This window comes from Agathobaculum sp. TL06, from assembly GCF_054658635.1.
Genome location: NZ_BAAGGY010000010.1, coordinates 57,577 through 79,884 on the forward strand (window position 1 = coordinate 57,577; position 22,308 = coordinate 79,884).

25 protein-coding genes and 1 other annotated feature are annotated in these 22,308 nt (G+C 63.4%); of the genes, 6 read left to right on the plus strand and 19 right to left on the minus strand.

Annotated features, from left to right (window positions below; all coding sequences use genetic code 11):
• Positions 1 to 12: 12 nt before the first annotated feature.
• The 19 genes from ACYQ3S_RS07510 to ACYQ3S_RS07600 all read right to left on the minus strand — a co-directional run bounded on the left by ACYQ3S_RS07510 (position 13) and on the right by ACYQ3S_RS07600 (position 14,528).
• The gene (locus tag ACYQ3S_RS07510; protein ID WP_054327316.1) at positions 13 to 468 is read right to left on the minus strand and encodes an arginine repressor; all 456 of its coding nucleotides are present in this window, start codon (positions 466 to 468) and stop codon (positions 13 to 15) included.
• Between the two features lie 24 nt (positions 469 to 492).
• Positions 493 to 1,356, minus strand: coding sequence for an NAD(+)/NADH kinase (locus ACYQ3S_RS07515; protein WP_459688240.1), 864 nt, complete (start codon positions 1,354 to 1,356; stop codon positions 493 to 495).
• Positions 1,349 to 2,146, minus strand: coding sequence for a TlyA family RNA methyltransferase (locus ACYQ3S_RS07520; protein WP_459688242.1), 798 nt, complete (start codon positions 2,144 to 2,146; stop codon positions 1,349 to 1,351). Before ACYQ3S_RS07520 ends, ACYQ3S_RS07515 begins: the two co-directional genes overlap by 8 nt.
• Positions 2,139 to 4,007, minus strand: a complete 1,869-nt coding sequence (dxs, locus tag ACYQ3S_RS07525; RefSeq protein ID WP_459688243.1) for a 1-deoxy-D-xylulose-5-phosphate synthase — start codon at positions 4,005 to 4,007, stop codon at positions 2,139 to 2,141. Before dxs ends, ACYQ3S_RS07520 begins: the two co-directional genes overlap by 8 nt.
• Positions 4,008 to 4,032: 25 nt before the next feature.
• Positions 4,033 to 4,626, minus strand: a complete 594-nt coding sequence (locus tag ACYQ3S_RS07530; RefSeq protein ID WP_459688245.1) for a hypothetical protein — start codon at positions 4,624 to 4,626, stop codon at positions 4,033 to 4,035.
• A 778-nt stretch (positions 4,627 to 5,404) separates the two neighbouring features.
• Positions 5,405 to 6,289 carry a polyprenyl synthetase family protein gene (locus ACYQ3S_RS07535; RefSeq protein WP_459688247.1) on the minus strand — a complete coding sequence of 295 codons (885 nt, stop codon included), beginning with the start codon at positions 6,287 to 6,289 and terminating at the stop codon, positions 5,405 to 5,407.
• Entirely contained in the window at positions 6,286 to 6,522 is a 237-nt protein-coding gene (gene xseB, locus ACYQ3S_RS07540) for an exodeoxyribonuclease VII small subunit (RefSeq protein ID WP_459688249.1), read from the minus strand. Before xseB ends, ACYQ3S_RS07535 begins: the two co-directional genes overlap by 4 nt.
• Position 6,523: 1 nt before the next feature.
• On the minus strand, positions 6,524 to 7,798 hold the full coding sequence (gene xseA, locus ACYQ3S_RS07545) for an exodeoxyribonuclease VII large subunit (protein WP_459688250.1): 1,275 nt from the start codon (positions 7,796 to 7,798) through the stop codon (positions 6,524 to 6,526).
• The gene (locus ACYQ3S_RS07550; protein WP_459688252.1) at positions 7,795 to 8,733 is read right to left on the minus strand and encodes a tRNA (adenosine(37)-N6)-threonylcarbamoyltransferase complex transferase subunit TsaD; all 939 of its coding nucleotides are present in this window, start codon (positions 8,731 to 8,733) and stop codon (positions 7,795 to 7,797) included. Before ACYQ3S_RS07550 ends, xseA begins: the two co-directional genes overlap by 4 nt.
• Positions 8,726 to 9,202, minus strand: coding sequence for a transcription antitermination factor NusB (gene nusB / locus ACYQ3S_RS07555; protein WP_459688254.1), 477 nt, complete (start codon positions 9,200 to 9,202; stop codon positions 8,726 to 8,728). Before nusB ends, ACYQ3S_RS07550 begins: the two co-directional genes overlap by 8 nt.
• Before the next feature lie 145 nt (positions 9,203 to 9,347).
• On the minus strand, positions 9,348 to 9,761 hold the full coding sequence (locus tag ACYQ3S_RS07560; protein ID WP_459688255.1) for an Asp23/Gls24 family envelope stress response protein: 414 nt from the start codon (positions 9,759 to 9,761) through the stop codon (positions 9,348 to 9,350).
• 65 nt (positions 9,762 to 9,826) lie between these two features.
• A complete protein-coding gene (locus ACYQ3S_RS07565; RefSeq protein ID WP_459688257.1) occupies positions 9,827 to 10,348 on the minus strand; it encodes a SpoIIIAH-like family protein in 522 nt (173 codons plus the stop codon).
• A gap of 34 nt (positions 10,349 to 10,382) precedes the next feature.
• On the minus strand, positions 10,383 to 10,934 hold the full coding sequence (locus tag ACYQ3S_RS07570; protein ID WP_459688259.1) for a hypothetical protein: 552 nt from the start codon (positions 10,932 to 10,934) through the stop codon (positions 10,383 to 10,385).
• Entirely contained in the window at positions 10,931 to 11,407 is a 477-nt protein-coding gene (locus tag ACYQ3S_RS07575) for a stage III sporulation protein AF (RefSeq protein WP_459688260.1), read from the minus strand. The genes ACYQ3S_RS07570 and ACYQ3S_RS07575 overlap by 4 nt, the downstream gene beginning before the upstream one ends.
• Positions 11,404 to 12,507 (minus strand): stage III sporulation protein AE, encoded by a 1,104-nt coding sequence (locus ACYQ3S_RS07580; protein ID WP_459688262.1) that lies wholly within the window; start codon positions 12,505 to 12,507, stop codon positions 11,404 to 11,406. Before ACYQ3S_RS07580 ends, ACYQ3S_RS07575 begins: the two co-directional genes overlap by 4 nt.
• A 14-nt stretch (positions 12,508 to 12,521) precedes the next feature.
• A complete protein-coding gene (locus ACYQ3S_RS07585) occupies positions 12,522 to 12,911 on the minus strand; it encodes a SpoIIIAC/SpoIIIAD family protein (RefSeq protein ID WP_459688264.1) in 390 nt (129 codons plus the stop codon).
• Positions 12,908 to 13,102: a stage III sporulation protein AC gene (gene spoIIIAC / locus ACYQ3S_RS07590; protein WP_107631977.1), complete on the minus strand. Its 195-nt coding sequence runs from the start codon at positions 13,100 to 13,102 to the stop codon at positions 12,908 to 12,910. Before spoIIIAC ends, ACYQ3S_RS07585 begins: the two co-directional genes overlap by 4 nt.
• 14 nt (positions 13,103 to 13,116) lie before the next feature.
• Positions 13,117 to 13,635: a stage III sporulation protein AB gene (locus ACYQ3S_RS07595; protein ID WP_459688266.1), complete on the minus strand. Its 519-nt coding sequence runs from the start codon at positions 13,633 to 13,635 to the stop codon at positions 13,117 to 13,119.
• Positions 13,623 to 14,528, minus strand: a complete 906-nt coding sequence (locus ACYQ3S_RS07600) for a stage III sporulation protein AB (protein ID WP_459688267.1) — start codon at positions 14,526 to 14,528, stop codon at positions 13,623 to 13,625. Before ACYQ3S_RS07600 ends, ACYQ3S_RS07595 begins: the two co-directional genes overlap by 13 nt.
• A gap of 146 nt (positions 14,529 to 14,674) precedes the next feature.
• Positions 14,675 to 14,929: a binding site (T-box leader), on the plus strand.
• 80 nt (positions 14,930 to 15,009) lie between these two features.
• Here ACYQ3S_RS07600 and aroF point away from each other — a divergent pair.
• From aroF to ACYQ3S_RS07630, 6 genes are all read left to right on the plus strand, one after another.
• Positions 15,010 to 16,026 (plus strand): 3-deoxy-7-phosphoheptulonate synthase, encoded by a 1,017-nt coding sequence (gene aroF / locus ACYQ3S_RS07605; RefSeq protein WP_459688269.1) that lies wholly within the window; start codon positions 15,010 to 15,012, stop codon positions 16,024 to 16,026.
• 164 nt (positions 16,027 to 16,190) lie between these two features.
• On the plus strand, positions 16,191 to 17,231 hold the full coding sequence (aroB, locus tag ACYQ3S_RS07610) for a 3-dehydroquinate synthase (RefSeq protein WP_459688271.1): 1,041 nt from the start codon (positions 16,191 to 16,193) through the stop codon (positions 17,229 to 17,231).
• 14 nt (positions 17,232 to 17,245) lie between these two features.
• Entirely contained in the window at positions 17,246 to 18,337 is a 1,092-nt protein-coding gene (gene aroC / locus ACYQ3S_RS07615; RefSeq protein WP_459688272.1) for a chorismate synthase, read from the plus strand.
• Positions 18,330 to 19,469, plus strand: a complete 1,140-nt coding sequence (gene pheA / locus ACYQ3S_RS07620) for a prephenate dehydratase (protein ID WP_459688274.1) — start codon at positions 18,330 to 18,332, stop codon at positions 19,467 to 19,469. The genes aroC and pheA overlap by 8 nt, the downstream gene beginning before the upstream one ends.
• Positions 19,470 to 19,475: 6 nt before the next feature.
• The gene (aroA, locus tag ACYQ3S_RS07625) at positions 19,476 to 20,747 is read left to right on the plus strand and encodes a 3-phosphoshikimate 1-carboxyvinyltransferase (protein ID WP_459688276.1); all 1,272 of its coding nucleotides are present in this window, start codon (positions 19,476 to 19,478) and stop codon (positions 20,745 to 20,747) included.
• 4 nt (positions 20,748 to 20,751) lie between these two features.
• Positions 20,752 to 22,137 carry a shikimate kinase gene (locus ACYQ3S_RS07630; protein WP_459688278.1) on the plus strand — a complete coding sequence of 462 codons (1,386 nt, stop codon included), beginning with the start codon at positions 20,752 to 20,754 and terminating at the stop codon, positions 22,135 to 22,137.
• The last annotated feature ends 171 nt before the right edge of the window (positions 22,138 to 22,308 follow it).

The window sequence follows — 22,308 nt, forward strand, 5'->3', positions numbered from 1 at the left end:
CGCTTCCCTCCGTCACTTCAGGATGTCGTGCGCCTGCCGGCAGAACCGGTCGGCGCTGTCGTTGTCGCGCATGACGACGAACACCGTGTCGTCGCCGCCGAGCGTGCCGATCACATCCGAGGCGCGCATCGCGTCGATCGCCATGGCCGCCGCCTGCCCCAGGCCGGGCAGCGTCTTGATAACCACCATATTCTGCGCCGCGTTGATCTCGGTCACACATTCGCGGAAAATATTGCGCAGTCGGGTTGTGAAGCTGTCCGCCGCGCCGGCGGCCGCGGCCGAATACTTGTATTTCCCCGTTTCCGCGGACAGGGTCTTGATCAGGCGCAGCTCCTTGATATCGCGGGACACGGTGGCCTGTGTCGTGCTGTAACCCAATGCGCGCAGGTGGTCGGTCAGCTCCTCCTGCGTCTCGATATCGAACCGGTCGATCAGGTCGAGTATTTTCGCCTGTCTTTGAAACTTCATGCTCCGCGCCTCCCTGTTCAGAATTCAGAGTTTTTGCTGCAATATCTTGTAAAAGCTGTCTCCCTTGAGCCGCACCAGCCGGCTGCGCAGCGGGGAGCGCGTGATCTCCACCACATCGTCCGGCCGGATGGCAAAGCCCTGCCCGCCGTCGACCGAAAGGAACACCTCGCTGCCGCCCTCGCAGGCCGCGCGGATGGAGATGCGGCGTTCGGGCGCGAATACAAACGACTTGGCCGCCAGCGCGTGGGCGCAGATCGGAATGACCGCCATATTTTCCGCGCTCGGTTCGATCACCGGCCCGCCTGCAGACAGGCCGTACGCGGTCGAGCCGGTCGGCGTGGCCACGATCACGCCGTCCCCGCTGAAGCCGGTAACGTCCTCCTCATCCGCCGCGATGCACACCCGAACCACCCGAAACGCGGTTCCCTTGGCGACCACGATGTCGTTGAGCGCGTCGTCCTCATACACCGCGCGGCCGCCGCGGCGCACCACGGCGTGCAGCATCATGCGGCTGTCGATCGAATACTCGCCTGTGAAAAGCTTTTCCATCCGGCCCAGCTCGTTCGGCTCCAGCTCGGTCATGAACCCGATATGGCCGACGTTGACGCCCAGCAGCGGCAGCGCCTGCTGCGCCGCGGCGCGCGCCAGGCGCAGCATGGTGCCGTCGCCGCCCAGAACGACCGCCAGCTCCGCCAGCCGGACGCCCGCATCCGTTTCAACGTATTCCACATCGTCCAGCCCCAGCGGCGCCGACCGCATCTGGAGCGGCAGCATCAGGTGGACCCCGTCGCGCCGGAGCTGTCCGCAGACCTTGGGCAGCAGGACGTGCGCCCCTTCCTTGCGCATATTGGGATAGATGAAAAAACTTTTCATGATCGTATCAGCCATCCAATTCCGCGTGCGCCTGGCGCACGACTTCCTTCAGATCGGGTACGCTTTCCGCGCCCCGCTTCGCCAGATACCCCAAAAACTCGATGTTCCCTTCCGGCCCCTTAATCGGGGAAAACGTCACATCCTGCACCGCAAAGCCCGCCTCGCGCGCGTTTTCCACAAACCGTTCCAGCACCTCAAGATGGATTTCCGGCTCGCGCACAACGCCCTTTTTCCCGACCTTGCCCCGCCCCGCCTCGAACTGCGGCTTAATCAGGCAGGCGACGCGCCCGTCCTCTGTCAGCAGGCCGGCGACCACGGGCAGGACCAGCTTCAGCGAAATGAACGAAACGTCGATCACGCAGAGCGCCGGAGCCTCCTCCAGCATGTCCGGCGTGACATATCGAATATTCGTCCGCTCCATGCACTTAACGCGCGGGTCCTGCCGCAGGCTCCAGGCCAGCTGGCCATAGCCCACGTCGATCGAATACACCTTGGCGGCCCCGCGCCGCAGCAGGCAGTCGGTGAAGCCGCCGGTCGACGCTCCCACGTCCATCACGGTCAGCCCCGCCGGATCGATTTGAAAATGCGCCAGCGCCTTTTCAATCTTTTTCCCGCCGCGCGACACGAATGCGTTCTCATTGCCGCGCACCTCGATCACGGCGTTTTCGTCCACCATGTCGCCCGCCTTGCCGGCCTTCTGGCCCGCGATATAGACGATGCCCTCCATGACCGCCGTTTTTGCGCGCTCGCGCGAGGGGCAAAGCCCCTTTTCAAACAGCAGTACGTCCAGTCGTTTCTTAGCCAAGCCCGTTCTCCCCTGCTTTCCTCTTTTCCGTCATATAGTCCGCCACGCTCTCCGCGTCGATGCCGCAGGCGCGGTAAATATCAGGCACGCTTCCATGCGGCAGAAAGCGGTCGCCCGTATTGAGCAGATCCAGCCGCCCCCTGTGAACCTGCGCCATCGTTTCCCCAAGGCCGCCGCTCTGCACAACGTCCTCCAGCACGACGCACCAGTCCGCCTGTTCGGAGATGCGGCCGAGCTGTTCCTTGAGCGCCCCGTCGATCCGGTTGACCTTCCATACCTGCGTGCGGAGTCCGCGTTCCTCCAGCAGCCGCGCCGCCGCCAGCGCCTCGTTCACCAGGATGCCATGGGTCAGCAGCACGGCGTCCGGCCGCTCCGCCTCGCGCACGCACGCCGCCGGCTCCGCCGCCGTATCCTTCTGGAACGTCCCCTCCGCGCCGCGCGGGTAGCGGATGGCGACCGGCCCTTCCTCATGGTAGAGCGCGTCCGAAAGCATGCTGCGCAGCTCGGCGAAATTCGAGGGGCAGAATATCTTCACCCCCGGGATGGCCCGCAGGAACGCGACGTCCAGCACGCCGTTATGGGTCGCGCCGTCCGCGCCCACAATGCCCGCGCGGTCCACGCAGAACACCACATGCAGGCCGGAGATCGCCACATCGTGAACCAACTGGTCATACGCGCGCTGCAGGAACGTGGAGTATATCGCAACGACCGGCAGCAGCCCCTGCGCCGCCATGCCGGCCGCCATCGCCGCCGCATGCTCCTCCGCAATGCCTACGTCGAAAAAGCGCGTCGGAAACCGGAACGCGAACGGCCCCAGGCCGGTACCCGAAGGCATTGCCGCCGTGATCGCGCAGATGCGTCCGTCCTTTTCCGCAAAGGAGCAAAGCTCCTTTCCGAAAAAGGTGGAAAAATCCATTTCCCCGGCCGCTTCGAAGCGGCCGGTCAGCGGGTCAAAGCTGGAAACGCCGTGATATTTTTCCGGCTCCTGCTCGCTCGGCGCGTAGCCGCGCCCCTTTTGCGTCATCACATGCAGCAGCACGGGTTTTTTCATCTTTTTCGCCTGTGCGAGCAGCTCGCACACGCTTTTCAGGTCGTGTCCGTCCACCGGACCGAGATAGGTAAACCCCATCTGTTCAAACAGCGAGGTGGGCAGCACAAAGCGCTTGACGCGCGCCTTCGCACGCGAGATCGCCCGAGACACCGCCGCGCCGCCCGGAATCCGCGCCAGCCGTTCTTTCACACGGGCCTTGGCGTGCAGGTACCGCGGGCTGACGCGCAGACGCGACAAATGCCGGCTGAGCCCGCCGACATTCTGCGCAATGGACATATTGTTATCGTTGAGCACCACCAGAAGCGGCTCGCCCGACGTTCCGGCGCTGTTAAGCGCTTCGTACGCCATGCCGCCGGTCATCGCGCCGTCACCGATCACCGCGACCACATGGTACTTCTGGTTTCTGATCGTGCGCGCGTGCGCCATGCCGAGCGCGACAGAAACCGAGTTGGAGGCGTGTCCGGTCACGCAGGGGTCGGTATCGCTTTCCTCCGGCCGCATAAAGCCGCTGAGCCCGCCGTACTGCCGCAGGGTGTCAAAACGGTCCCGCCGGCCGGTCAGTATCTTATGGACATAACTCTGGTGGCCCACATCATAGATGATACGGTCGCGCGAGGAATCAAACTCGCGCTCCAGCGCCACCGCCAGCTCGACCACGCCCAGGTTGGACGCCAGATGCCCGCCCGTTTTGGAAACCGAGTCCACGATGAATTCCCGCAGGGAGGCGCAGAGCACACTCAGCGAGTCATAGGAAAGCCCGCGCAGATCGGCCGGGCCTGTGATGGTATCTAAAATTCCGTATCGCTTCATCCATCCTTCTCCCATTGTGAAGGTCTTATGATTTTTTGCTGTCGAATGAAACCGGCAGCAGCGACAGCACGCGGCCGCAAAGCGCCAGCACCTTGCTGCTGAACGCAATCGCGACGCCCTTGCCCGCCGCCTTGCCGCCGATCGTCATGGCCGAGATCATGCCGGTGACCAGCAGGGAGACCACCACGACCATTGCCGCATGCATCCCCACGGTGATATTGGCCACAATCAGCGCGCCGGTCGCGCCTGAAATGATGCCGCAGATATCGCCGACCACGTCGTTGCAGATGCTCGACACCTTTTCCGCGTTGCGCGACATCCAAACCGCCTCCCGCGCGCCCCGCACCTTGTGCGCGGCCATGGAATGAAATTCCTTTTCGGTCGCCGAGGTTGCGGCAACGCCGATCATATCAAACAGAATGCCCAGCGCGATAAACAAAAACAGCACGGCAAACGACAAAACCGTATTCGCATTGCTGAGCGCTTCGTTCGACGCGTAGGACATCACCACGGACAGCAGGAAGCTGGCGCAGGTGATCGTCGCCACCCAGCGCGTATTGATCAGCCGCGGCTTCTGCTGCGGCTGCGCTTTTTTCTTCTGTTTATCGGACGCTTCCAATCCCACTACTCCTTAATAAAAAGCCGGTTCCGGCTTGCAGCTTGTTTGATAAAAGTGGCAGCAGACCGAGTAAATCTTGCGGCTTGAGGTTCGGTTGGCTTTCCCCGCGGACTGCCACGCGTCGCCGTCGTGGGGGTTTCCCATTAAAGTCCGTGCCGGGATGTTGCCATCACCGGGACCGAATTGCCACTGAGTCCGCACTGCAATCCTCGATCTGCCTCTTTGCGAACAGCCTAGGTGATTTCCACTGCAGGCAACACGATTCTTAGCCTCTTTTGCAGACATGGTTTCAACCGTCAATTCCCGCGGCGTTCCTGGCCGGGAAACCGCGGGCGGATACGCTATCCACCATGGCCACGCAAGGCAGGCTACACTGCACACAGCGTTTTGCTCGTGTGCGCCGCCCATTTTCCCGCCCCCAAAAGAGGGCGGGCGGGAGAACACGCACAGTCACGCCGCACCGCAATACAGGTTTCATCCTGTACCGTAGAACATCCATCAATCAAAGCGATGCTATAGGTGTCCCACGCATACAGGTCTCCACGGCGAGAGGGTCGGTACTTCATGCCATTGAAGCGCGCCCGCAAGCCTTAACCTCCAGCATCCACCCCAAACTGGGCGTAAGAAGCAAACACCAGAGACTTCATCGATATGCCCTTCTACGGATTTTTAGGCCCGTCCTGGGAATCGTATGCGCTGACTAGGATACTGCGCCACTTATTTGTTATTTTAACACATACACGGCTCTTATTCAAGAAAACCGCATAAAAATTCACATTTAGTTTGCCCTGCCCGTCAGGCTTCGCGCAAGCTCGGTCAAAAAGCCGTTGCCCGAAAGCCCGTCGAGCGCCGCCACCGCTTCTCCGGTCAGCCGGTCCGCAAGCGCGCGGCACGCCTCCAGCCCAAGCAGGGCGGGAAAGGTCGATTTTTCATCCCGCGCGTCCTTGCCGGTCGTTTTACCGAGCGTCCGCGCGTCCCCCTCGATATCCAGGATATCGTCCTGAATCTGGAACGCCAGCCCGAGCTTTTCGCCGTATTCGCGCGCCGCTTCCAGCGTACGCGCGTCGGTGCAGCCCGCCGCCGTGCAGCCCAGCTCGCACGCGGCGCGCAGCAGGCACCCTGTCTTGAGGCTTTGCAGCAGGCGCAGCGCGTCAAGCGATATCCGGCGGTGCTCCGCCCCCAGGTCGAGCACCTGTCCCGCGATCATGCCGTTCATGCCCGCCTCGCGCCCCAGGATGCGCACGCACCGCAGCACGGCTTCCGCGTCCAGCCCCTCCGCGGCGGCGGCGGTTTCAAACGCAGCGGTCAACAGCCCGTCGCCCGCAAGGACGGCGGTCGCCTCGTCAAACGCCTTATGGCAGGTCGGGCGCCCGCGGCGCAGGTCGTCGTCGTCCATGCAGGGCAGATCGTCGTGGATGAGCGAATAGGTGTGGATCATCTCAAGCGCGCAGGCAAACGGCATCGCCTTGTCCGCTTCTCCGCCGCACAGGCGGCAGAATGCCAGCACAATCACCGGCCGCAGGCGCTTGCCGCCCGCCAGCGCCGAATATTTCGCGGCCTCGAAAATACGGTCGTAGCCCTCGCCCGTTTCGCGGGAAAGGTATTGCGCCAGCGCGGCTTCGATCTGCGCGATATCCGCCTTCATCTGTTCGGAAAACGTCATTTTGCCGCCTCCTCCGCGTCAAAGGGGTGTTCGGTCAGCTCGCCCTGCGCGGTCTCCTGCATCACGGTCACTTTCTGTTCCGCCTTGTCCAACAGCCTGCCCAACGCGGCGGACAGCTTCGTCCCCTCCTCGAACAGCTTCATGCTCTCGTTCAGCGGCGCTTCGCCCTTTTCCAGCAGGCGGACGATCTCCTCCAGCCGTTCCATCTGGTTTTCAAACGTTTTTTCAGCCATGCTATGATTCCTCCCTGATATCGGTCACGCGGCAGTCCGCCGCGCCTTTGGCAAACCGGATACGCAGCGTATCGCCTGCTTTGAGCGTGCGCGCGTCGCTGACGACCGCGCCGCGCGCCCCTTTCGTCGCAACCGCATAGCCGCGCGCCAGCACGCGCAGCGGACTGATCGCGTCGAGCGTCGCCACAGCCTGCGTAAAACGCAGGCGCCGCCGGTGCAGGCCGCCCTGTCCCGCCGCGGCCAGACGCTGCCGCAGCACGGCCAGCTTCTGCGACTCGCGTCCCAGGCGCGCGGGCAGCGCGGCGCCCAGCCGGTCGGCCATCTGGTCGAGCAGCAGGCGCTTTTCCGCGATATAGTGCGCGGGGGTGCGCAGCGCGAGCCGCTCCTGCAGCCCCGCCAGGCGCTGCCCCTTTACCTGCAGCAGCTTATGCGCAGCCGTATGCAGCCGCGTATGCAGCGCGCGGACCGAAAGCGCATACTCTGTCCGGTCGGGGACCGCAAGCTCGGCCGCGCCCGATGGCGTCGGCGCGCGCAGGTCGGCCACGAAGTCCGCGATCGTCACGTCCGGCTCGTGGCCGACCGCCGAGATCACGGGTATTTCCGAGGAAAAGATCGCCCGCACGACGACCTCTTCATTAAACGCCCACAGGTCCTCCATCGAGCCGCCGCCGCGGCCGCACAGGATAACGTCGGCCTCCCCCACCGCGTTGGCAAGCCCCAGCGCGCGGGCGATGCTTTCCGCCGCGCCCTGCCCCTGCACCTGCGCGGGATAGAGCGTGACCTTGGCGAGCGGCCAGCGCCGTCCCAGAATGCGGATCATATCGCGCACGGCCGCGCCGGTCGGAGAGGTGACCAGCGCGATGTGCCGCGGGCAGGACGGAATGGGCTTTTTGCGGCTCTCGTCAAACAGCCCTTCCGCATACAGCTTGTTTTTCAGCTGCTCAAAGGCCAGATTCAGCGCGCCCGCCCCGTCCGGTATAACCTCGGAAAGATAGAGCTGCACCGCGCCCGTGCGCGGGAACGAGCTGACGCGCGCCCGCACAATAACCTTCATCCCATTCTGCAGGCGGAACTTGAGCCGCGCCGCGTCCGACCGGAACAACACCGCGTTGATGGACGCGCCCTCGTCCTTGAGCGTCAGGTAATGATGGCCGGAGGAATGCGCTTTATAGTTGGAGATCTCGCCCTGCACCAGCAGGCTGCGGTAGCCGGGTACCGCGTCGAGCAGCTCCTTGATCTCGTTATTCAGTTGGGTTACGGAATAGATGGTGCTCACGGTTTCATCCTTTCATACAGCCGCGCGGCGAGTACGGCCGCGCCGACCGCGTTGTCGCCCGACAATGCCGGCTCAGCGAAATATACCGCGTCCCCGAACGCCTCCCGCATTCGCGCGCGGATGACCTCGCTCGCCATCACGCCGCCCGCGCACAAAAGCGGGCCGCCGTACCTCCGCACCGCCTGGTCGGACGCTTTGACGACCGCGTTTGCAACCGTTTCCAGCGCAAAGCGCGCAAGCTGCGCAGGCGCCGCGGCCTTTTGCCGGTTTTCCACCTGGTTCTGCATGCCGGAAAGGGAAAAGCGGCTGTCCGCCACCTTTGGCGCAAAACCCTTTTCCGGCCGCGCCTGCAGCGCCAGCTTGTCCAGCGCCGCACCCGACGGGAACGGCAGGCCGAGCAGCGCGCCGGTCCGGTCGATGAGCTGGCCGGCGGCAAGGTCGGTCGTGCCGCCGACGCAGGTGCAGTCCGGCAGTCCATCCTCCCCCGGCCGCACCAGCAGCAGCTCGCTCGTCCCGCCGGACAGGTGCCATGCGAGCAGGCTTCCCTCCAACAGGTCGAGCCTGCCCGCGCTCAGCGCGGCCGCCGCGATATGCCCCTGCTGATGCGAGACTGCAAAAAGCGGCACAGATAGCAAATGCGCCGCGCTGCGCGCGACGCTCTCCCCCGCCAGAAAGCAGGGCATATACGAGCCCTCGACCGCGCGTGGGCAGGTGCTCACGCCGATGGCGCGCACCTCTCCTGCCGGCAGGGACCTGATCTTCTCATGCAGGCGCACGGTGTGCTGGAACAGCGCGTCCGACTGGCGCAGGCCGATCGCGCCCTCCGGCACGGACAGCAGGCCGCCCTCGTTGCGCCACGCGCCCGACGACGCATCATAAACCGCCGCCGAGGTGCGGTAATTCGAGGTGTCGATCCCCAGGAAGCGCTCAGGCATCGGCTGTCTCCGATGCCGCGGGCTTATCCGGAAACTCCGCGCGCGCCACCGAGCCGAGCACACCGTTAATGAATGCGGCCGCTTCGTCCGTATCGTACACCTTCGCCAGCTCGACCGCTTCGTTGATCGCCGCGCCGACCGGCACATCGTCCACATAGCGCATCTCATAGATCGCCAGGCGCAGCACCGCCGCGGTCATGCGCGACAGGCGGTTCAGCTTCCATCCCTTGGAATAGGCTTCGATCGTGCGGTCCAGCTCCTCCAGACGGCCGGCAACGCCCTTGACCACCGACCGGATGTACTGCGTCTGCTGGTCGGACAGCTTGCCCGCATACAGCGCGATATCCCCGCTGATCGAGGCCATGATGCTCTCGTCCAGGCGGTCGTTCAGATTTTCATCCTCAAACTGCTGAAACCCCATCTCAAAAATCAGATGCAGGGCAATCTCTCTCGCTTTTGTTCTGCTCACGGCGGCAAGCTCCTCCTATATTTCTGAATACGACCTATTTTATCCTATTTTCGCCAAAATTTCAAGCCGATATTCCATGAAAAGCGGGAGGATTTGGCAAAACAAAAGCGGCATGGCCGCCGCCATGCCGCTCTCCCTCTCCGTTTCAGTCCTGCTCCTGTCCTGCCGCCGGCTCCTCCGCCGCCGGCGCGGGCGCGAACGTCACGCCGCCGACGTGAATATTGACCTCGGTAACTTTGAGGCCGGTCATGGATTCCACCGAAGCCTTGACGTGCTGCTGCACCTGCTTTGCCACATCGCAGATGTTGTGGCCGAACAGCGCAAGGAAGCCGATCTCAATCCGGACCGTCCCTTCCTCGCCGATCTCGATGCGAACGCCCTTGGAAATGTTTTTCTTGCTCAAAAAGCTGACGATATCGCTTGTCAGGCTGGAATACAGTCCGCTCACGCCTTCCGTTTCCGAGGCGGCAAACGCGGCGATCGAAGCGACAACGTCTTCAGAGATACGAATGCAGCCCTGGTCGTCCTCGGTTGACCAGTACTCCTTATGATCCGCCATACTGTTCACTCTCCTTTTTACGGATTATAACACAGTTTTGGCAAAAAAGAAAGAGAAAATACCGATCAGGCCGCCTCGACAATCTTGATCTGGCCGGCCGACATGCCGGTCTCGGAGATAATGATGTCCTTGATGACCGTAACGTCCTCGGCCTGCAGGCCGCCCTCCGGCGGTGCGACGACCGCGTTTACGCTGTCGTCCCCGATCATCACGACCGCATCCTCGTACCCTTTCGCGCGGATCAGGCTCTCGATGTTCGCCTCGGCCACGGAGTCCTCGGCCAGCGCGGAGATCTGCGCCGCCGCCTCGTCCTTCGCGGTCTGGTCGGCTTCCTCGCTCTCGCTCAGCTCCTTGAGCGTACTGACCGCCTCATCCCTCGCCTGCTCGCGGGTCAGGCGCGAGGCCGCGAAGTAATCCGCCCCGTCCGCCGCGTCCTGCGCGCTTGCCGCCGCATCCTCCGGATCGGTCTGTTCCGCGACCAGCAGGTCCTCCGGCGCGTCGATGTAGCTCCAGTTGAGGTAGACCGCAACGCAAAGCAGCAGCGCGATCACTCCGTATATTGCCCCGCGTTTCTTGATTTTTTTCATGACTGCTCGCCCTCCTGTACATGGTTATTATGTTTTATGTTCCCGCCGCCATTTTCAGAACCGTAACTTTGTCCGAGCCGATGCCGCATACGGTGCCGACCGCCTGCGTCACGGCAAGGCGCACCTGCGCGTTGTCCGCGCCGTCGCACAGCACGACCGCGCCGCGGAACGTCGGCAGCAGGCTTTTTACCGTCACCGGCTTTTCGCCGTAGCTTCCGTCTGATACGACGGTCAGATCGCTTTCATAGCTTTGCCCTGCGTCGCCGTTCCTCGTCTGGCGGGTGTTCACGGCATATACCGCCTCCTCGGTCTGGTCGAGCGACAGCATCAGCTCCACCCGTCCCACGCCCTCGATCGCCGCAAGCTTTTCGTTCAGGTCCTGCTCAAACGCGGCCAGGTCGAACCCCGCCGTCTCCGGCTGTCCGGTCTGCGCCGCGGCCTGTTCCTTTCCCCCGCCGAACCACCCGCCGGAGGCAAGCAGCAGCATCCCCGCCAGCAGCACGATCAGAACCGCCCGATACCGGTGCGCCAGCGGCCGCAGCTTCTCCCCCAGGTCTTTCAGCCATGCCAGTTCTGGCTTTTTCATCTTGCAATCATCTCCTGCCTTTCCTCCGGCACCCCACACTCCTCGGTCAGAATCGCGCGCAGCTCTTCCAGGCGCGCCGCGTCCCGCCCGCCGTAATATACGGTCACGCGGTCCACCTGCAAAATCCCGTTTTCATCGTTTGCCATGGTCACATCGACCGTACAGTCGAAGCCCTCTTTTTCCGTGCGCTGCTCCACCATCTCCGCGATGCTGGCCGCGACCGTGCTCATGGTGGTCTGGGTGTTTTTCTCCTGGATCGCATCGATATCCTCCTGCGACGGCACGCTCCAGCCATCCCACGCAGCGGTGCGCAGGCCGGAGAGCGGCTGCAGCAGCGCCAGCAGCATCAGCAGACCCGCCGCAACCTTGATGATCTCCCGCAGCGCCCCGCCGCCCACCATGCGCAGCGCAACCGCCGAGGCCACGCCCGCCAGTGTGACGCGCAGCAAAATTGTCTGAAATAATTCGGTCATATCGGCTTCACCATCGCAACCACATATACCAGCTCCAAATACAAGATCAGGCAGCAGGTGCTGAGCATGCCGAGCAGCAGGCCGAAGCCTGTGCCTACCCCCTCCAAAAGCTGCCGCAGGCTGCCCGAGCACAGCGGCGACAGCACGGCCGCCCCCGCCTTATAGCACAGGTAGCTCGCGCCGGCGCGCAGGAACGGCACCAGGCAGATCGCCGTGACGCACAGCATCCCGAACACGCCGATCGAATTTTTGAGCAGCGACGCGCCGGACAGCACGGTCTCGGTCGCGTCCGAGATCACGCCCCCCACCACAGGCACCGCGCCCGACACGGCAAACTTCGCTGTTTTCAGCGCCATCCGGTCCACGCTGCCCGAAACGCCCCCCGCTATGGTAAGGTATGCGGTAAACAGCGTCAAAATGAGCTTGAGCGCGCCCGAGGTCAGGCTCTTGATCCCGTCCGCAAGGCCGCGCAGCATGCCGTTGCCGGTCGCCGCGTCCACCGCGGTGATCGCAAGGTACGCACAGGCCGCCGGCACCATCAGCGTATGGATCAGGCGGATAACAAGGTCGAACACCACCATCGTCGCCACCTGCAGCACGGTGGCGGTCGCGGCGCTGCCGCCCACCGACAACGCCGCCGCCAGCACCGGCTGCAGCGTGCCGGAAAACAGGCTGATCTGCTCCAGCGTATCGCGGCAGAGCGACAGCACGCCGGAAAAGTCCTGCAGCAGCACGGCGGCGCAGCCGAGGGCGCCCGCCATATCGATCCATGCGTCCGCTTCGCCGCCCGCCGCCGCGGAAAAGCCGCGCGCCATCGCGGTGAGCAGGATCACGACCGCTGCCCGCGCCAGGCTATGTACCGCGTTCCGCAGCGCGCTGCGGCTGTCCTCCGATACGTTGTCCAGCAGGCGCGCGAGCGAACCTGCCAGCTCGTCGGCGGTTTCCGGCTGGATGCCGTCCAGATACCCCCGCCGCTCCTCCGGCACCGCGCCGAGAAGCGATTCCCCGCCCGTCTGCCCGATATCCCCACCCGATGCCGCCGCTCCGGCGGGTACAAGGCAGGCCAGCAGGACGAGCCATACAGCGACCAGTTTTTTCATTCATCCGTTTCCTTTCATACCGTCCAGTCGGCCACCAGGCCGAGCACCTGCTCCAGCAGCGGCAGGCACAGGGAAAGTGCAAGCACCGCGCCGGCAATCTCCAGCTTGGCGGCAAGCGCGGACTGCCCCGCATCCTTGCACAGCGCGCTCATGACGCGCACCACGACCGCCACGCCCAGCGCCTTGCACACCGGCAGATACAGGCTGCCCGTAATGCCGCCCTGCGCCAGCAGCGCGGAAAAACGCTGTGCCGTGCCGCCGATCGTCCGGAACGCCTGCAGCAGGATCAGCACGCCCGCGGTCAGCGTCAGCAGGAAAGCGATGGCGGGCGCGTCCTTTTTCAGCACGAGCGAAAGCACCAGCGTCAGCAGTGCCAGCCCGCAGGCCGCGGTCAGCCCGTTCAAAAGCCGAACACGCTTTTCATCATCGAAAAGAGCTGGCTGATCTCCTGCACAATCAGCATCAGCACGACGATAAGCCCCGCGAGCGTGGTCATCAACGCCTGCTCCTCCCGTCCGGAACGCGTCAGGAGCTGTCCGAGGACAGCCACCAGGATGCCAACGGCCGCGATCCGGAAAATCAGATCAACATCCATACTTCCCTCCGTTGTCAGATCAGCACCAAAACGACCAGTATCCCGAGCGCGATGCCGCAGGTGCGGTACAAATTCCCCTTGCTTTGCAGTTCCTCGGACGCCGCTGCGCGCGCGGCGGACAGGCGCCGGCCGATCTGGTCCAGCCCCGCCGCCTGTTCGGCGGCGTCGTAGCGCCCCAGGTAGTTCGCGGCGTCGCAGAGGATATCGCATTCCGGCGTGCCGAGTCCGGCTTCCGCGCGGTTGTCCCGCAGATTGACGCGCCACAGATAGCTGAGCGAAAGCCCGTTCTGCTCGCGCAGGCGGCGCTGCAGGCCGCCGAACACCAGCCGGACGGTCGGGTTTTCGTTTTCCGCCAGCGTACCGATGATTTCGGGCAGCGGCGCGCGGCGGCAGGATATCTCGCTGCAGATCAGCGAGAGCGCCAGCAGCATCGCGTCCGCCGCCGCGACCCGCTTCCGCAGGCCCTGGCGGGCGGACAATCCAAGCGCCGCGCAGGAGCCGAATATCATCACCGCACCTATCAGCTTGAGCATGTCCGTTCCTCCAATCGTTCCATGCGGTATTCCCGCTTTCCGTCCCTCCGGCCGATCACGACCGCCCGCCTGAAAACGCCCAGTTCCAGCAGGGAGCGGTAAAGCGGCCTGCGCCGCAGGTCGTCCGTTCCCGCCGCGTGCGCGGTCGCGAGCACCGCCGTGCCGCAGTGCGCACAGAGCGAGACCGCCTCCACATCCTCGGGCGCGGTGATCTCGTCGAACGCCAGCAGCGCGGGCGACATGGTTTTGAGCAGCATGAGCGCCGCCCGCTTTTTCGAGCAGTTTTCCAGCACATCGGTGCAGCGCCCGACCGCGAACTGCGGCACGCCGTCCGCCAGCGCCGCCACCTCGCCGCGCTCGTCCGCCACAGCGACCGTATGCCCCTTGTCCGACACCGCGCGCACCCATTCCCGCAGCAGCGTGGTTTTCCCAAAGCCGGGCGGCGACAGCAGCAGCATGGATTGCGGCGTCCCCTCCCCGACCCAGGGCGCGATCACGGCATCCAGCCCCCGCGCCTGCCGCGCGATGCGCAGATTGACGGAGGACAGACCGCGTATGCCGACGATCTTTCCGTTTTCCTCCGCCGCGGTGCCGCAGACGCCCAGCCGGTGGCCGCCCGTAAGCGTGACAAACCCGTTTTTCAGGCTTTCCGTATAGCTGTGTACCGAATACCGCGCGGCGCGGCTGAGGATCTCCCGCAGCTCCTGCGCGGTGACGGCGGCAAGCTCCAGCTCCCGCTCACCGCGGGCCGTTTTGACCGCCGGCGGCCGTCCCGCCCGAAACCGCAGCTCCTCGACCTCCTCCTGCCCCTCCAGCGCTGCGAGCTGCGCCGCGCGCAGCGGCGGCAGGCATCCGGCCGCCTGCTGGTAGGCTTTGTCCTGTTTCACTTCCATATTGCATCACCTGTCCTACTCTATGAGTGCCGCCCGCGGAATATGACTGTCCGGCGCGCTTGACCGCAATTCCTCCTGAAACAAAACCGTAACAATTTTTGCATTGACAACCCGAGGCATCGGTAATATAATAAGTACAAATATTGCACAAAGCGATGACAGAGGAAAGTAGTTGTTCCAAGCGCGGCTTTCAGGGAGTGTCCGGCATGACTGGAAACGGACGCAGACGCCGGCACGATGAAGTTCCCTCTTGAGCTGCGGTGCTGAAAAAACCTTGCAGTAGGCGCCGACGGAACTCCTCCGTTACAGGGATAGGATATTTTCTGTATCCGAAAAAGTGCGGCATGGTTTCCATGCCGAATGTGGGTGGTACCGCGGAATGTTTGTCTTTCGTCCCTCTTTGTGGATGGAAGGCTTTTTTTATGCTTTTTCTCCGCCGGACAAACGCAATTCACCCCAATATGACAAGGAGAGAAAACACATGATTATCATTATGAAGCAGGGTGCGACCCGCGAACACGTTGAGGAGCTTTCCAGACACATCGAGCGCTGGAACGTCAAGGCCAACCCGATCTACGGCGCGGGTACAATCGTCATCGGTCTCGTCGGCGACACGGGCGCGGTGGATAAGGACGCGCTGCTGCGCGACCCCCAGGTGGAAAACATCATCAAGGTGCAGGAGCCGTTCAAGCTGGCCAACCGCAAGTTCCATCCGGATAATTCCCAGGTCGAGATCGCGCCGGGCGTGGTCGTGGGCGGCAAAAAGCTGGTCGTGATGGCCGGCCCCTGCTCGGTCGAAAGCGAGGAGCAGATCATCGACGTGGCGCGCCATGTGCAGGCGGACGGCGCCGCCGTGCTGCGCGGCGGCGCGTGGAAGCCGCGCTCCTCCCCGTATTCGTTCCAGGGCCTCAAGGCGGAAGGCCTCGAACTGCTCCACAAGGCGCATGAGGCGACCGGCCTGCCGGTCGTGACCGAGATCACCAACCCCGCGCATATCGAGCTGTTCCTGGATAAATGCGACTGCTTCCAGGTGGGCGCGCGCAATATGCAGAACTTCGAGCTGCTCAAGGAGCTGGGACAGACCAAAAAGCCCGTGCTGCTCAAGCGCGGCTTCGCCAATACGATGGAGGAATTCCTCATGTCCGCCGAATACATCATGGCGGGCGGCAACGAAAACGTCATCCTGTGCGAGCGCGGCATCCGCACCTACGAAACCTACACCCGCAACACGCTGGATATCTCCGCAGTGCCGGTGCTCAAGCGCATGAGCCACCTGCCGGTCATCGTCGATCCGTCCCACGCGGGCGGCATTTACTGGATGGTTGAGCCGCTGGCCAAGGCCGCGATCGCCGCGGGCGCGGACGGACTGATGATCGAGGTCCACAACGACCCCGCGCACGCCCTGTCGGACGGCGCGCAGTCGCTCACCTACGATTCGTTCCACGAGGCCATGACCAATCTGCGCGCGGTGGCGCAGGCGGTGGGGCGCGAAATCTGATTTCGTTTGAAGCTGCCGTTTCCGGCAAACGGGGCGTGACGCGGCTTTGCCGCGGGTGCGTCCAAGGCGCGGCTTCGCGCGCCGCATCGCTCGATTTCCCATCTTAACTGCGCCTGACGGCGCGGCACAAATGTGCAGTTTATCATCAAAGGAGTGCTTCAGTAGTGCAGACCCTAAGCCTGACGGGCGCGAACGGCGTGTCCGATATCCATATTGAAACCGGCCTGCTCGGCCGCGCGGCGGCGGCCATGCTCGATGTTTTTTCCCCCAGCCGCGCGCATATCGTCACGGATTCGACGGTCGCGCCGCTGTATCTGGACGCGCTGGAACGCCAGTTTTCCTTTCCGGTTTCCCACACAGTCATCCCCGCAGGGGAGGAGCATAAGCGGCTGGCAACGGTCGAGGCCGTCTATCATGACATGCTCGCCGCCGGCATGACCCGCAAGGATCTTGTAATCGCGCTCGGCGGGGGCGTGGTGGGCGATATCACCGGCTTTGCCGCCGCAACCTTCCTGCGCGGCGTAGCCCTGTGCCAGATCCCAACCACTCTGCTCGCGCAGGTGGATTCCTCGGTCGGCGGCAAGACCGGCGTGGACCTCGCGGAGGGCAAAAACCTGGTCGGCGCGTTTTACCAGCCGCGTCTGGTGCTGATTGATCCGGCGGTGCTTGCTACCCTGCCGGACGCGACCTTCGCTGACGGGATGGCCGAGGTGGTCAAATATGGCTATATCGCCAATAAGGACATTCTGGACCTGGTTGCCCTGCCGGATTACAAGGCGCGCATCGGGGATATCATCTACGAATGCGTCAAGATCAAGCGCGACGTGGTCGCGATCGATGAGCACGATACCGGCCTGCGCATGATTCTGAACTTCGGCCATACGATCGGCCACGCGGCGGAGAAGCTCGGCCATTATACCGACCTGACCCACGGCCGGGCGGTCGCCATCGGCATGGTGGCGGCCATGCGGCTGAGCGCCCTGCTTGGCAACCAGGACCTGACCGCGCCGCTCATAAAGCTTTTGCAGCACATCGGCCTACCGACCGCGCTGACCTATGACCGTGAGGCGATTTACACCGCCCTGCTGTCGGATAAAAAGAAGTTCGGCGCGACGGTCAATTTCATCCTGGTCCGCGAGGCGGGCCGCGCGGAGATCACCCCGATCGACGCGGAAACGCTGCACGAATACATTCTCAAACTGTAAGGAGGCAATGCCCAATGGGTTCCATTTGGGGAAACGCCATCAAGCTGTCGCTCTTCGGCGAATCGCACGGGGCCGGCATCGGCGTGGTGATCGACGGGTTTCCGTCCGGCGTCGCATATGACGAAGCCTTTATCCTGCGCGAGATGGAGCGCCGCGCCCCCGGGCGCAACAAGCAGTCCACCCAGCGCAGGGAGGCCGATCTGCCGGTCATCCAGTCCGGCGTCTACAACGGCAAAACCACCGGCACGCCCCTCTGCGCCCTGATTCAGAATACCAACCAGCGCTCGGGCGATTATGCCGCGCTGTCCGCGCAGCCCCGCCCGGGCCACGCGGACTATACCGGCATGGTGCGCTATCAGGGCTGCAACGACCCGCGCGGCGGCGGCCATTTTTCCGGCCGGCTGACCGCGCCGCTTGTGTTCGCGGGTGCGATGTGCAAGCTGTGGCTGAAAACGCAGGGCGTGACGGTCGGCTCCCATATCCAGTCCATCGCGCAGATCCAGGATATGCCGTTTGACGATGTGGATGTGCGCCCCGAGCAGCTCGACGCGCTGCGTGAGGCGGACTATCCGGTCAACAACCCGCGCGCGCTGGATGCCATGCTTGCCGCGATCGAGGAGGCGCGCGAAGCGCAGGATTCGGTCGGCGGCGTGATCGAATGCGCGGCCATCGGCCTGCCCGCCGGCCTTGGCAGCCCCATGCTGGATACGGTGGAGGGCCGCCTGTCCTCCCTGCTGTTCGGCGTACCCGCGGTCAAGGGCGTGGAGTTCGGCGCGGGCTTTGCCTTTGCCGCGCTGCGCGGTTCGCACGCGAACGACACGCTGTATCAGGAGGACGGCACGGTCAAAACCGAAACCAACAACAACGGCGGCGTCAACGGCGGCATCACAAACGGCATGCCGCTCGTGTTCCGCGTGTGCATCAAGCCGACCCCCTCCATCTCTTCGTTACAGCAGACGCTCAATCTTCAGACCGGTCGGGTCGAGCCGCTTTCCATCCACGGGCGGCACGATCCCTGCATCGTCACGCGCGCCGCGCCCGTCGTCGAGGCGGCGTGCGCCGTCGCGCTGGCAGATCTGCTGCGGGAGGCGAACGGCTATGCGTGAATTACCCGCAATCCGCCGGGATATCAACGAGGTGGACGAACAGATGCGCGCGCTGTTTCTCAAGCGCATGTCGCTCGCGCTTGAGGTGGCGCATGCCAAGGCCGAAACGAACGACAGCGTCTATAAGCCCGATCGGGAAGCGGAAATCATTGAACAGCGCACCGCGGGCATGGACGGGGAAATCCGGCTCAAATATACCGCGCTGCTGCAAAGCATGATCCGCGCAAGCCGCGAATATCAATACAGCGAGCAGCTTCGGGAGGAGCCGGCGCGTTTCCCGTTCCATCCGGCGGGGGCTGCGCTTGACCCGAAAACCGTCTACTACCAGGGCGTGCCGGGCGCATACCAGGAGCTGGCGGCGCGCGCGCTGTTCCCGCAGTGCGAGCCGATCAACGTGCCGACGTGGGAGCAGGTGTTCCGCTCCGTGCGCGACGGCGCTGCGGATGTGGGCGTGGTTCCAGTCGAAAACACGACCGCCGGCACGGTCAGCGAGGTCTACGACCTGCTTCTGGAATACGGCCTGTGCATCAACCGCTCGTATATCCGGAAAATCTCGCATTGCCTTGCCGCGGTGCCGGGCGCGCGGCTTGCGGATATTCAAAGCGTATGCTCCCACCCGCACGCCCTGCCCCAGTGTCACGCGTTTATTGCCGCGCATAATCTTGAAGCGATCGAAGTGGCCAACACCGCGATCGCGGCGCAGAACGTCCGCGATAAGGGCGACAGGCGGCTTGCCGCCATCTGCTCGCGCGAAGCGGCCGAGCGGTACGGCCTGCACATTCTGGAGGAAGGCATCAACGACCTCAAGCACAACGAAACGCGCTTTATCGCGGTCAGCCGGACGCTCACCAGCCAGCCGGAGGACAACCGCATCGAAATCGCGTTCCACATCCCGAATGTCGCGGGCTCGCTCAACACCGTGCTGGATACGATCGCGCACTACGGCATCGACATGACCAGCATCTATTCCCGACCGCTGAAAGACAGCCCCTGGTGCTATGTGTTTTATCTGGACTTCACCGGCAATATGCGCGACCATGCCGTGCAGTCCCTGCTATACCAGCTCCATGAGGAGCTTCCCTACATCAAGGTCATCGGCAGCTATCAGGTGTCCGATGCGACGGAGGAGTAAAAACAAATGCAAATCCAACCCTGCGGCCCGCTGCGCGGCGAGATCACCGTGCCGGGCGACAAATCCATTTCGCACCGCGCGGTCATGCTGGGCGCGCTGGCAAACGGCACGACCCACATCACCGGCTTTCTGATGGGCGAGGACTGCCTTTCCACCATCGACTGCTTCCGCAAAATGGGGGTGGAAATCGAGATCACGGACAGCGAGGTCATCGTGGAGGGTGTGGGCCTGCACGGCCTGTGCGCGCCGGAGGAGACACTGTACACCGGCAACTCCGGCACGACCACCCGCCTGCTGTGCGGCATCCTGGCCGGACAGCCGTTCACCGCCACCTTAAACGGCGACGCCTCCATCCAGAAGCGCCCGATGGGCCGCGTTATCAAGCCGCTGCGCGAGATGGGCGCGTCTATTGAGGGCAAAAACGATAATTACTGCCCGCTCACCCTGTATCCGAGCGAGCTGTACGGCATCGAATACCGCCTGCCGGTCGCTTCCGCGCAGCTCAAAAGCGCCATCCTGCTTGCCGGCCTCTATGCCGAGGGGCAGACCACGGTTATCGAGCCTGCGCCCTCGCGCGACCATACCGAGCGCATGTTCCGCGCGCTGGGCGTGGAGGTTGAAACACACGGCAGCACCATCACGCTCGAGCCGCCGGAGGACCTGCACGCCGTGGATATCCGCGTGCCGGGCGACATTTCTTCCGCGGCGTTTTTCCTGGTCGCGGGCGCGATCGTCGAGGGCTCGGAGCTGACGATCCGGAACGTCGGCGTCAATCCGACGCGCACCGGCATTCTGGACGTGCTGCGCGAGATGGGGGCAGATATTTCCATATCGAATTTTCACGACGACGCGGAACCCGTATGCGATCTGACCGTCAAACATAGTATGCTGCGCGGTGTGGAGATCGGCGGCTCGATCATTCCCCGCCTGATCGACGAACTGCCGGTCATCGCGGTCGCGGCGGCTTACGCCGAGGGCGAGACGGTCATCCGCGACGCGCAGGAGCTGAAGGTAAAGGAATCCAACCGTATCGCCGCCATGGTCACCGAGCTGAAAAAGGCAGGCGTGGACGTGGAAGAAACCGACGACGGCATGATTATCCGCGGCGGCAAGCGTCCGCACGGCGCCGCCTTTGAAACCTACAAGGACCACCGCATCGCCATGAGCCTCGCCGTGCTGGCGCTCGCCGCGCGCAGCGCCTGCCGCATCGACGAGCCGGAGGTCGTCGCGATCTCCTATCCCGACTTTTTCCATACCCTGGAACGGTTGGGGGGCTGATACCATGCTGCTATCCATGGAACAGTTCCGCGCGTTCCAGCCGGAAAAGCCGACCTACGCGCTGTTCGGCTGGCCGCTCGGCCATACCATGAGTCCGGAGCTGCACGCACAGCTGTTCGCGGCCTCCGGCCAGGACGCGGATTATATCGGCGTCGCCGTGCCGCCGGAAGACCTGCCGGAAGCATTCGAGCTGGCAAAGCGTAAGCTGGGCGGCATCAACTGCACCATTCCGCACAAAAGAGCGATCATCCCCCTGCTGGACGAAGTGGACACCGCCGCGCGCGACCTGCACTCGGTCAACACCGTGGCGTTCCGGAACGGGAAAGCGGTCGGCTACAACACGGATATCCTGGGCTTTGCCGAATCCCTTACAAGGGACGGGGTCAGCCTGCGCGGGAAAAAGGTCCTGCTGCTGGGCTATGGCGGCGCGGCTTCGGTCATGGCCTACCACTGTGTGACGCAGGGCGCGTACCTGACCATCACCGGCCGCAACCTGGACAAGGCGGAAGCCCTGCGGCAGCAGCTCTGCGCGGCCGTACCCGGCGCGCATATTGCGGTCTATAACCGCCGGCATATCCCCCGCGATATCCAAATCGTCCTGAATTCCACGCCGGTCGGCATGTACCCCAGGGAAAACGCCGCTCCCCTGCACTACCTGCCGCACAAGGCCGAATATGTGTTCGACGCGATTTACAACCCACCCGTAACCGCCACCATGCGGCTGGCCAATCCCAAAAAAGCCCGCGTGCGCGACGGCCTGTTCATGCTGGTCATGCAGGCGGCCTACGCGCAGACGGTCTGGTCGGGCGTGCGGTTCGAGCCGCAGGCCTGCGAAACCATTCTGCGCCGCACCTATGGCAAAATGGCGGTCAAGCGCCTGCATGAAAAGCACGGAAAGCGCAACATCGTGCTGTGCGGCTTCATGGGCAGCGGCAAAACCACCATCGGCCGCAAGCTCGCCCGCCTGACCGGATTGGAATTTATCGACGCGGACCAGTATTTAGAGGCGCGGGAGGGCAAAAAAATTTCCGACATTTTTGCGGAACAGGGAGAAGCGTATTTCCGCGAGCGGGAGTGCGCCTACATCCGAGAGCTTTCCCAGCGGGAAGGAATCGTGCTTTCCCTTGGCGGCGGCGCGGTGCTCCGGCCGGAAAATGTGAAAGCAGTCCGAGAGACCGGCCTGCTCATCCATCTGGACACGCCCTATTACCGCATCCTGAAAAACCTTTCCTATTCCAACACCCGCCCGTTGCTTGCCGGCCCTGACAAGCAGGCCGAAACGCGCCGTCTGTATAACGCGCGTAAGGCGGTTTACCACCATGCGGCGGATATCTCGGTGCGCAGTCCCAAGATATCCGAGGTGCTGGAAAAGGTGGTAAAGAGCATATAAAAATTGCTCGATTGGAACCACGCTTCCAATCGAAGAGGACGCACCGTGCGGCGCACGGATGCGTCCAAAGCTGCAAAAAGTTCCGCAAAGCGAAACTTTTTTCGCACTTGTATAAAAACCCACGTACACGCCGCGGGTTTTTATGATTTGCAGCGGTTTCACCGCTGCAAA

What these genes read in the sequence shown, in the direction of transcription:
- ACYQ3S_RS07510 (WP_054327316.1), bottom strand. Translation starts at nt 468, where the DNA reads ATGAAGTTTCAAAGACAGGCGAAAATACTCGACCTGATCGACCGGTTC.
- ACYQ3S_RS07515 (WP_459688240.1), bottom strand. Translation starts at nt 1,356, where the DNA reads ATGGCTGATACGATCATGAAAAGTTTTTTCATCTATCCCAATATGCGC.
- dxs (WP_459688243.1), bottom strand. Translation starts at nt 4,007, where the DNA reads ATGAAGCGATACGGAATTTTAGATACCATCACAGGCCCGGCCGATCTG.
- ACYQ3S_RS07535 (WP_459688247.1), bottom strand. Translation starts at nt 6,289, where the DNA reads ATGACGTTTTCCGAACAGATGAAGGCGGATATCGCGCAGATCGAAGCC.
- xseB (WP_459688249.1), bottom strand. Translation starts at nt 6,522, where the DNA reads ATGGCTGAAAAAACGTTTGAAAACCAGATGGAACGGCTGGAGGAGATC.
- ACYQ3S_RS07550 (WP_459688252.1), bottom strand. Translation starts at nt 8,733, where the DNA reads ATGCCTGAGCGCTTCCTGGGGATCGACACCTCGAATTACCGCACCTCG.
- ACYQ3S_RS07560 (WP_459688255.1), bottom strand. Translation starts at nt 9,761, where the DNA reads ATGGCGGATCATAAGGAGTACTGGTCAACCGAGGACGACCAGGGCTGC.
- ACYQ3S_RS07565 (WP_459688257.1), bottom strand. Translation starts at nt 10,348, where the DNA reads ATGAAAAAAATCAAGAAACGCGGGGCAATATACGGAGTGATCGCGCTG.
- ACYQ3S_RS07570 (WP_459688259.1), bottom strand. Translation starts at nt 10,934, where the DNA reads ATGAAAAAGCCAGAACTGGCATGGCTGAAAGACCTGGGGGAGAAGCTG.
- ACYQ3S_RS07575 (WP_459688260.1), bottom strand. Translation starts at nt 11,407, where the DNA reads ATGACCGAATTATTTCAGACAATTTTGCTGCGCGTCACACTGGCGGGC.
- ACYQ3S_RS07580 (WP_459688262.1), bottom strand. Translation starts at nt 12,507, where the DNA reads ATGAAAAAACTGGTCGCTGTATGGCTCGTCCTGCTGGCCTGCCTTGTA.
- spoIIIAC (WP_107631977.1), bottom strand. Translation starts at nt 13,102, where the DNA reads ATGGATGTTGATCTGATTTTCCGGATCGCGGCCGTTGGCATCCTGGTG.
- ACYQ3S_RS07595 (WP_459688266.1), bottom strand. Translation starts at nt 13,635, where the DNA reads ATGCTCAAGCTGATAGGTGCGGTGATGATATTCGGCTCCTGCGCGGCG.
- ACYQ3S_RS07600 (WP_459688267.1), bottom strand. Translation starts at nt 14,528, where the DNA reads ATGGAAGTGAAACAGGACAAAGCCTACCAGCAGGCGGCCGGATGCCTG.
- aroF (WP_459688269.1), top strand. Translation starts at nt 15,010, where the DNA reads ATGATTATCATTATGAAGCAGGGTGCGACCCGCGAACACGTTGAGGAG.
- aroC (WP_459688272.1), top strand. Translation starts at nt 17,246, where the DNA reads ATGGGTTCCATTTGGGGAAACGCCATCAAGCTGTCGCTCTTCGGCGAA.
- pheA (WP_459688274.1), top strand. Translation starts at nt 18,330, where the DNA reads ATGCGTGAATTACCCGCAATCCGCCGGGATATCAACGAGGTGGACGAA.
- aroA (WP_459688276.1), top strand. Translation starts at nt 19,476, where the DNA reads ATGCAAATCCAACCCTGCGGCCCGCTGCGCGGCGAGATCACCGTGCCG.
- ACYQ3S_RS07630 (WP_459688278.1), top strand. Translation starts at nt 20,752, where the DNA reads ATGCTGCTATCCATGGAACAGTTCCGCGCGTTCCAGCCGGAAAAGCCG.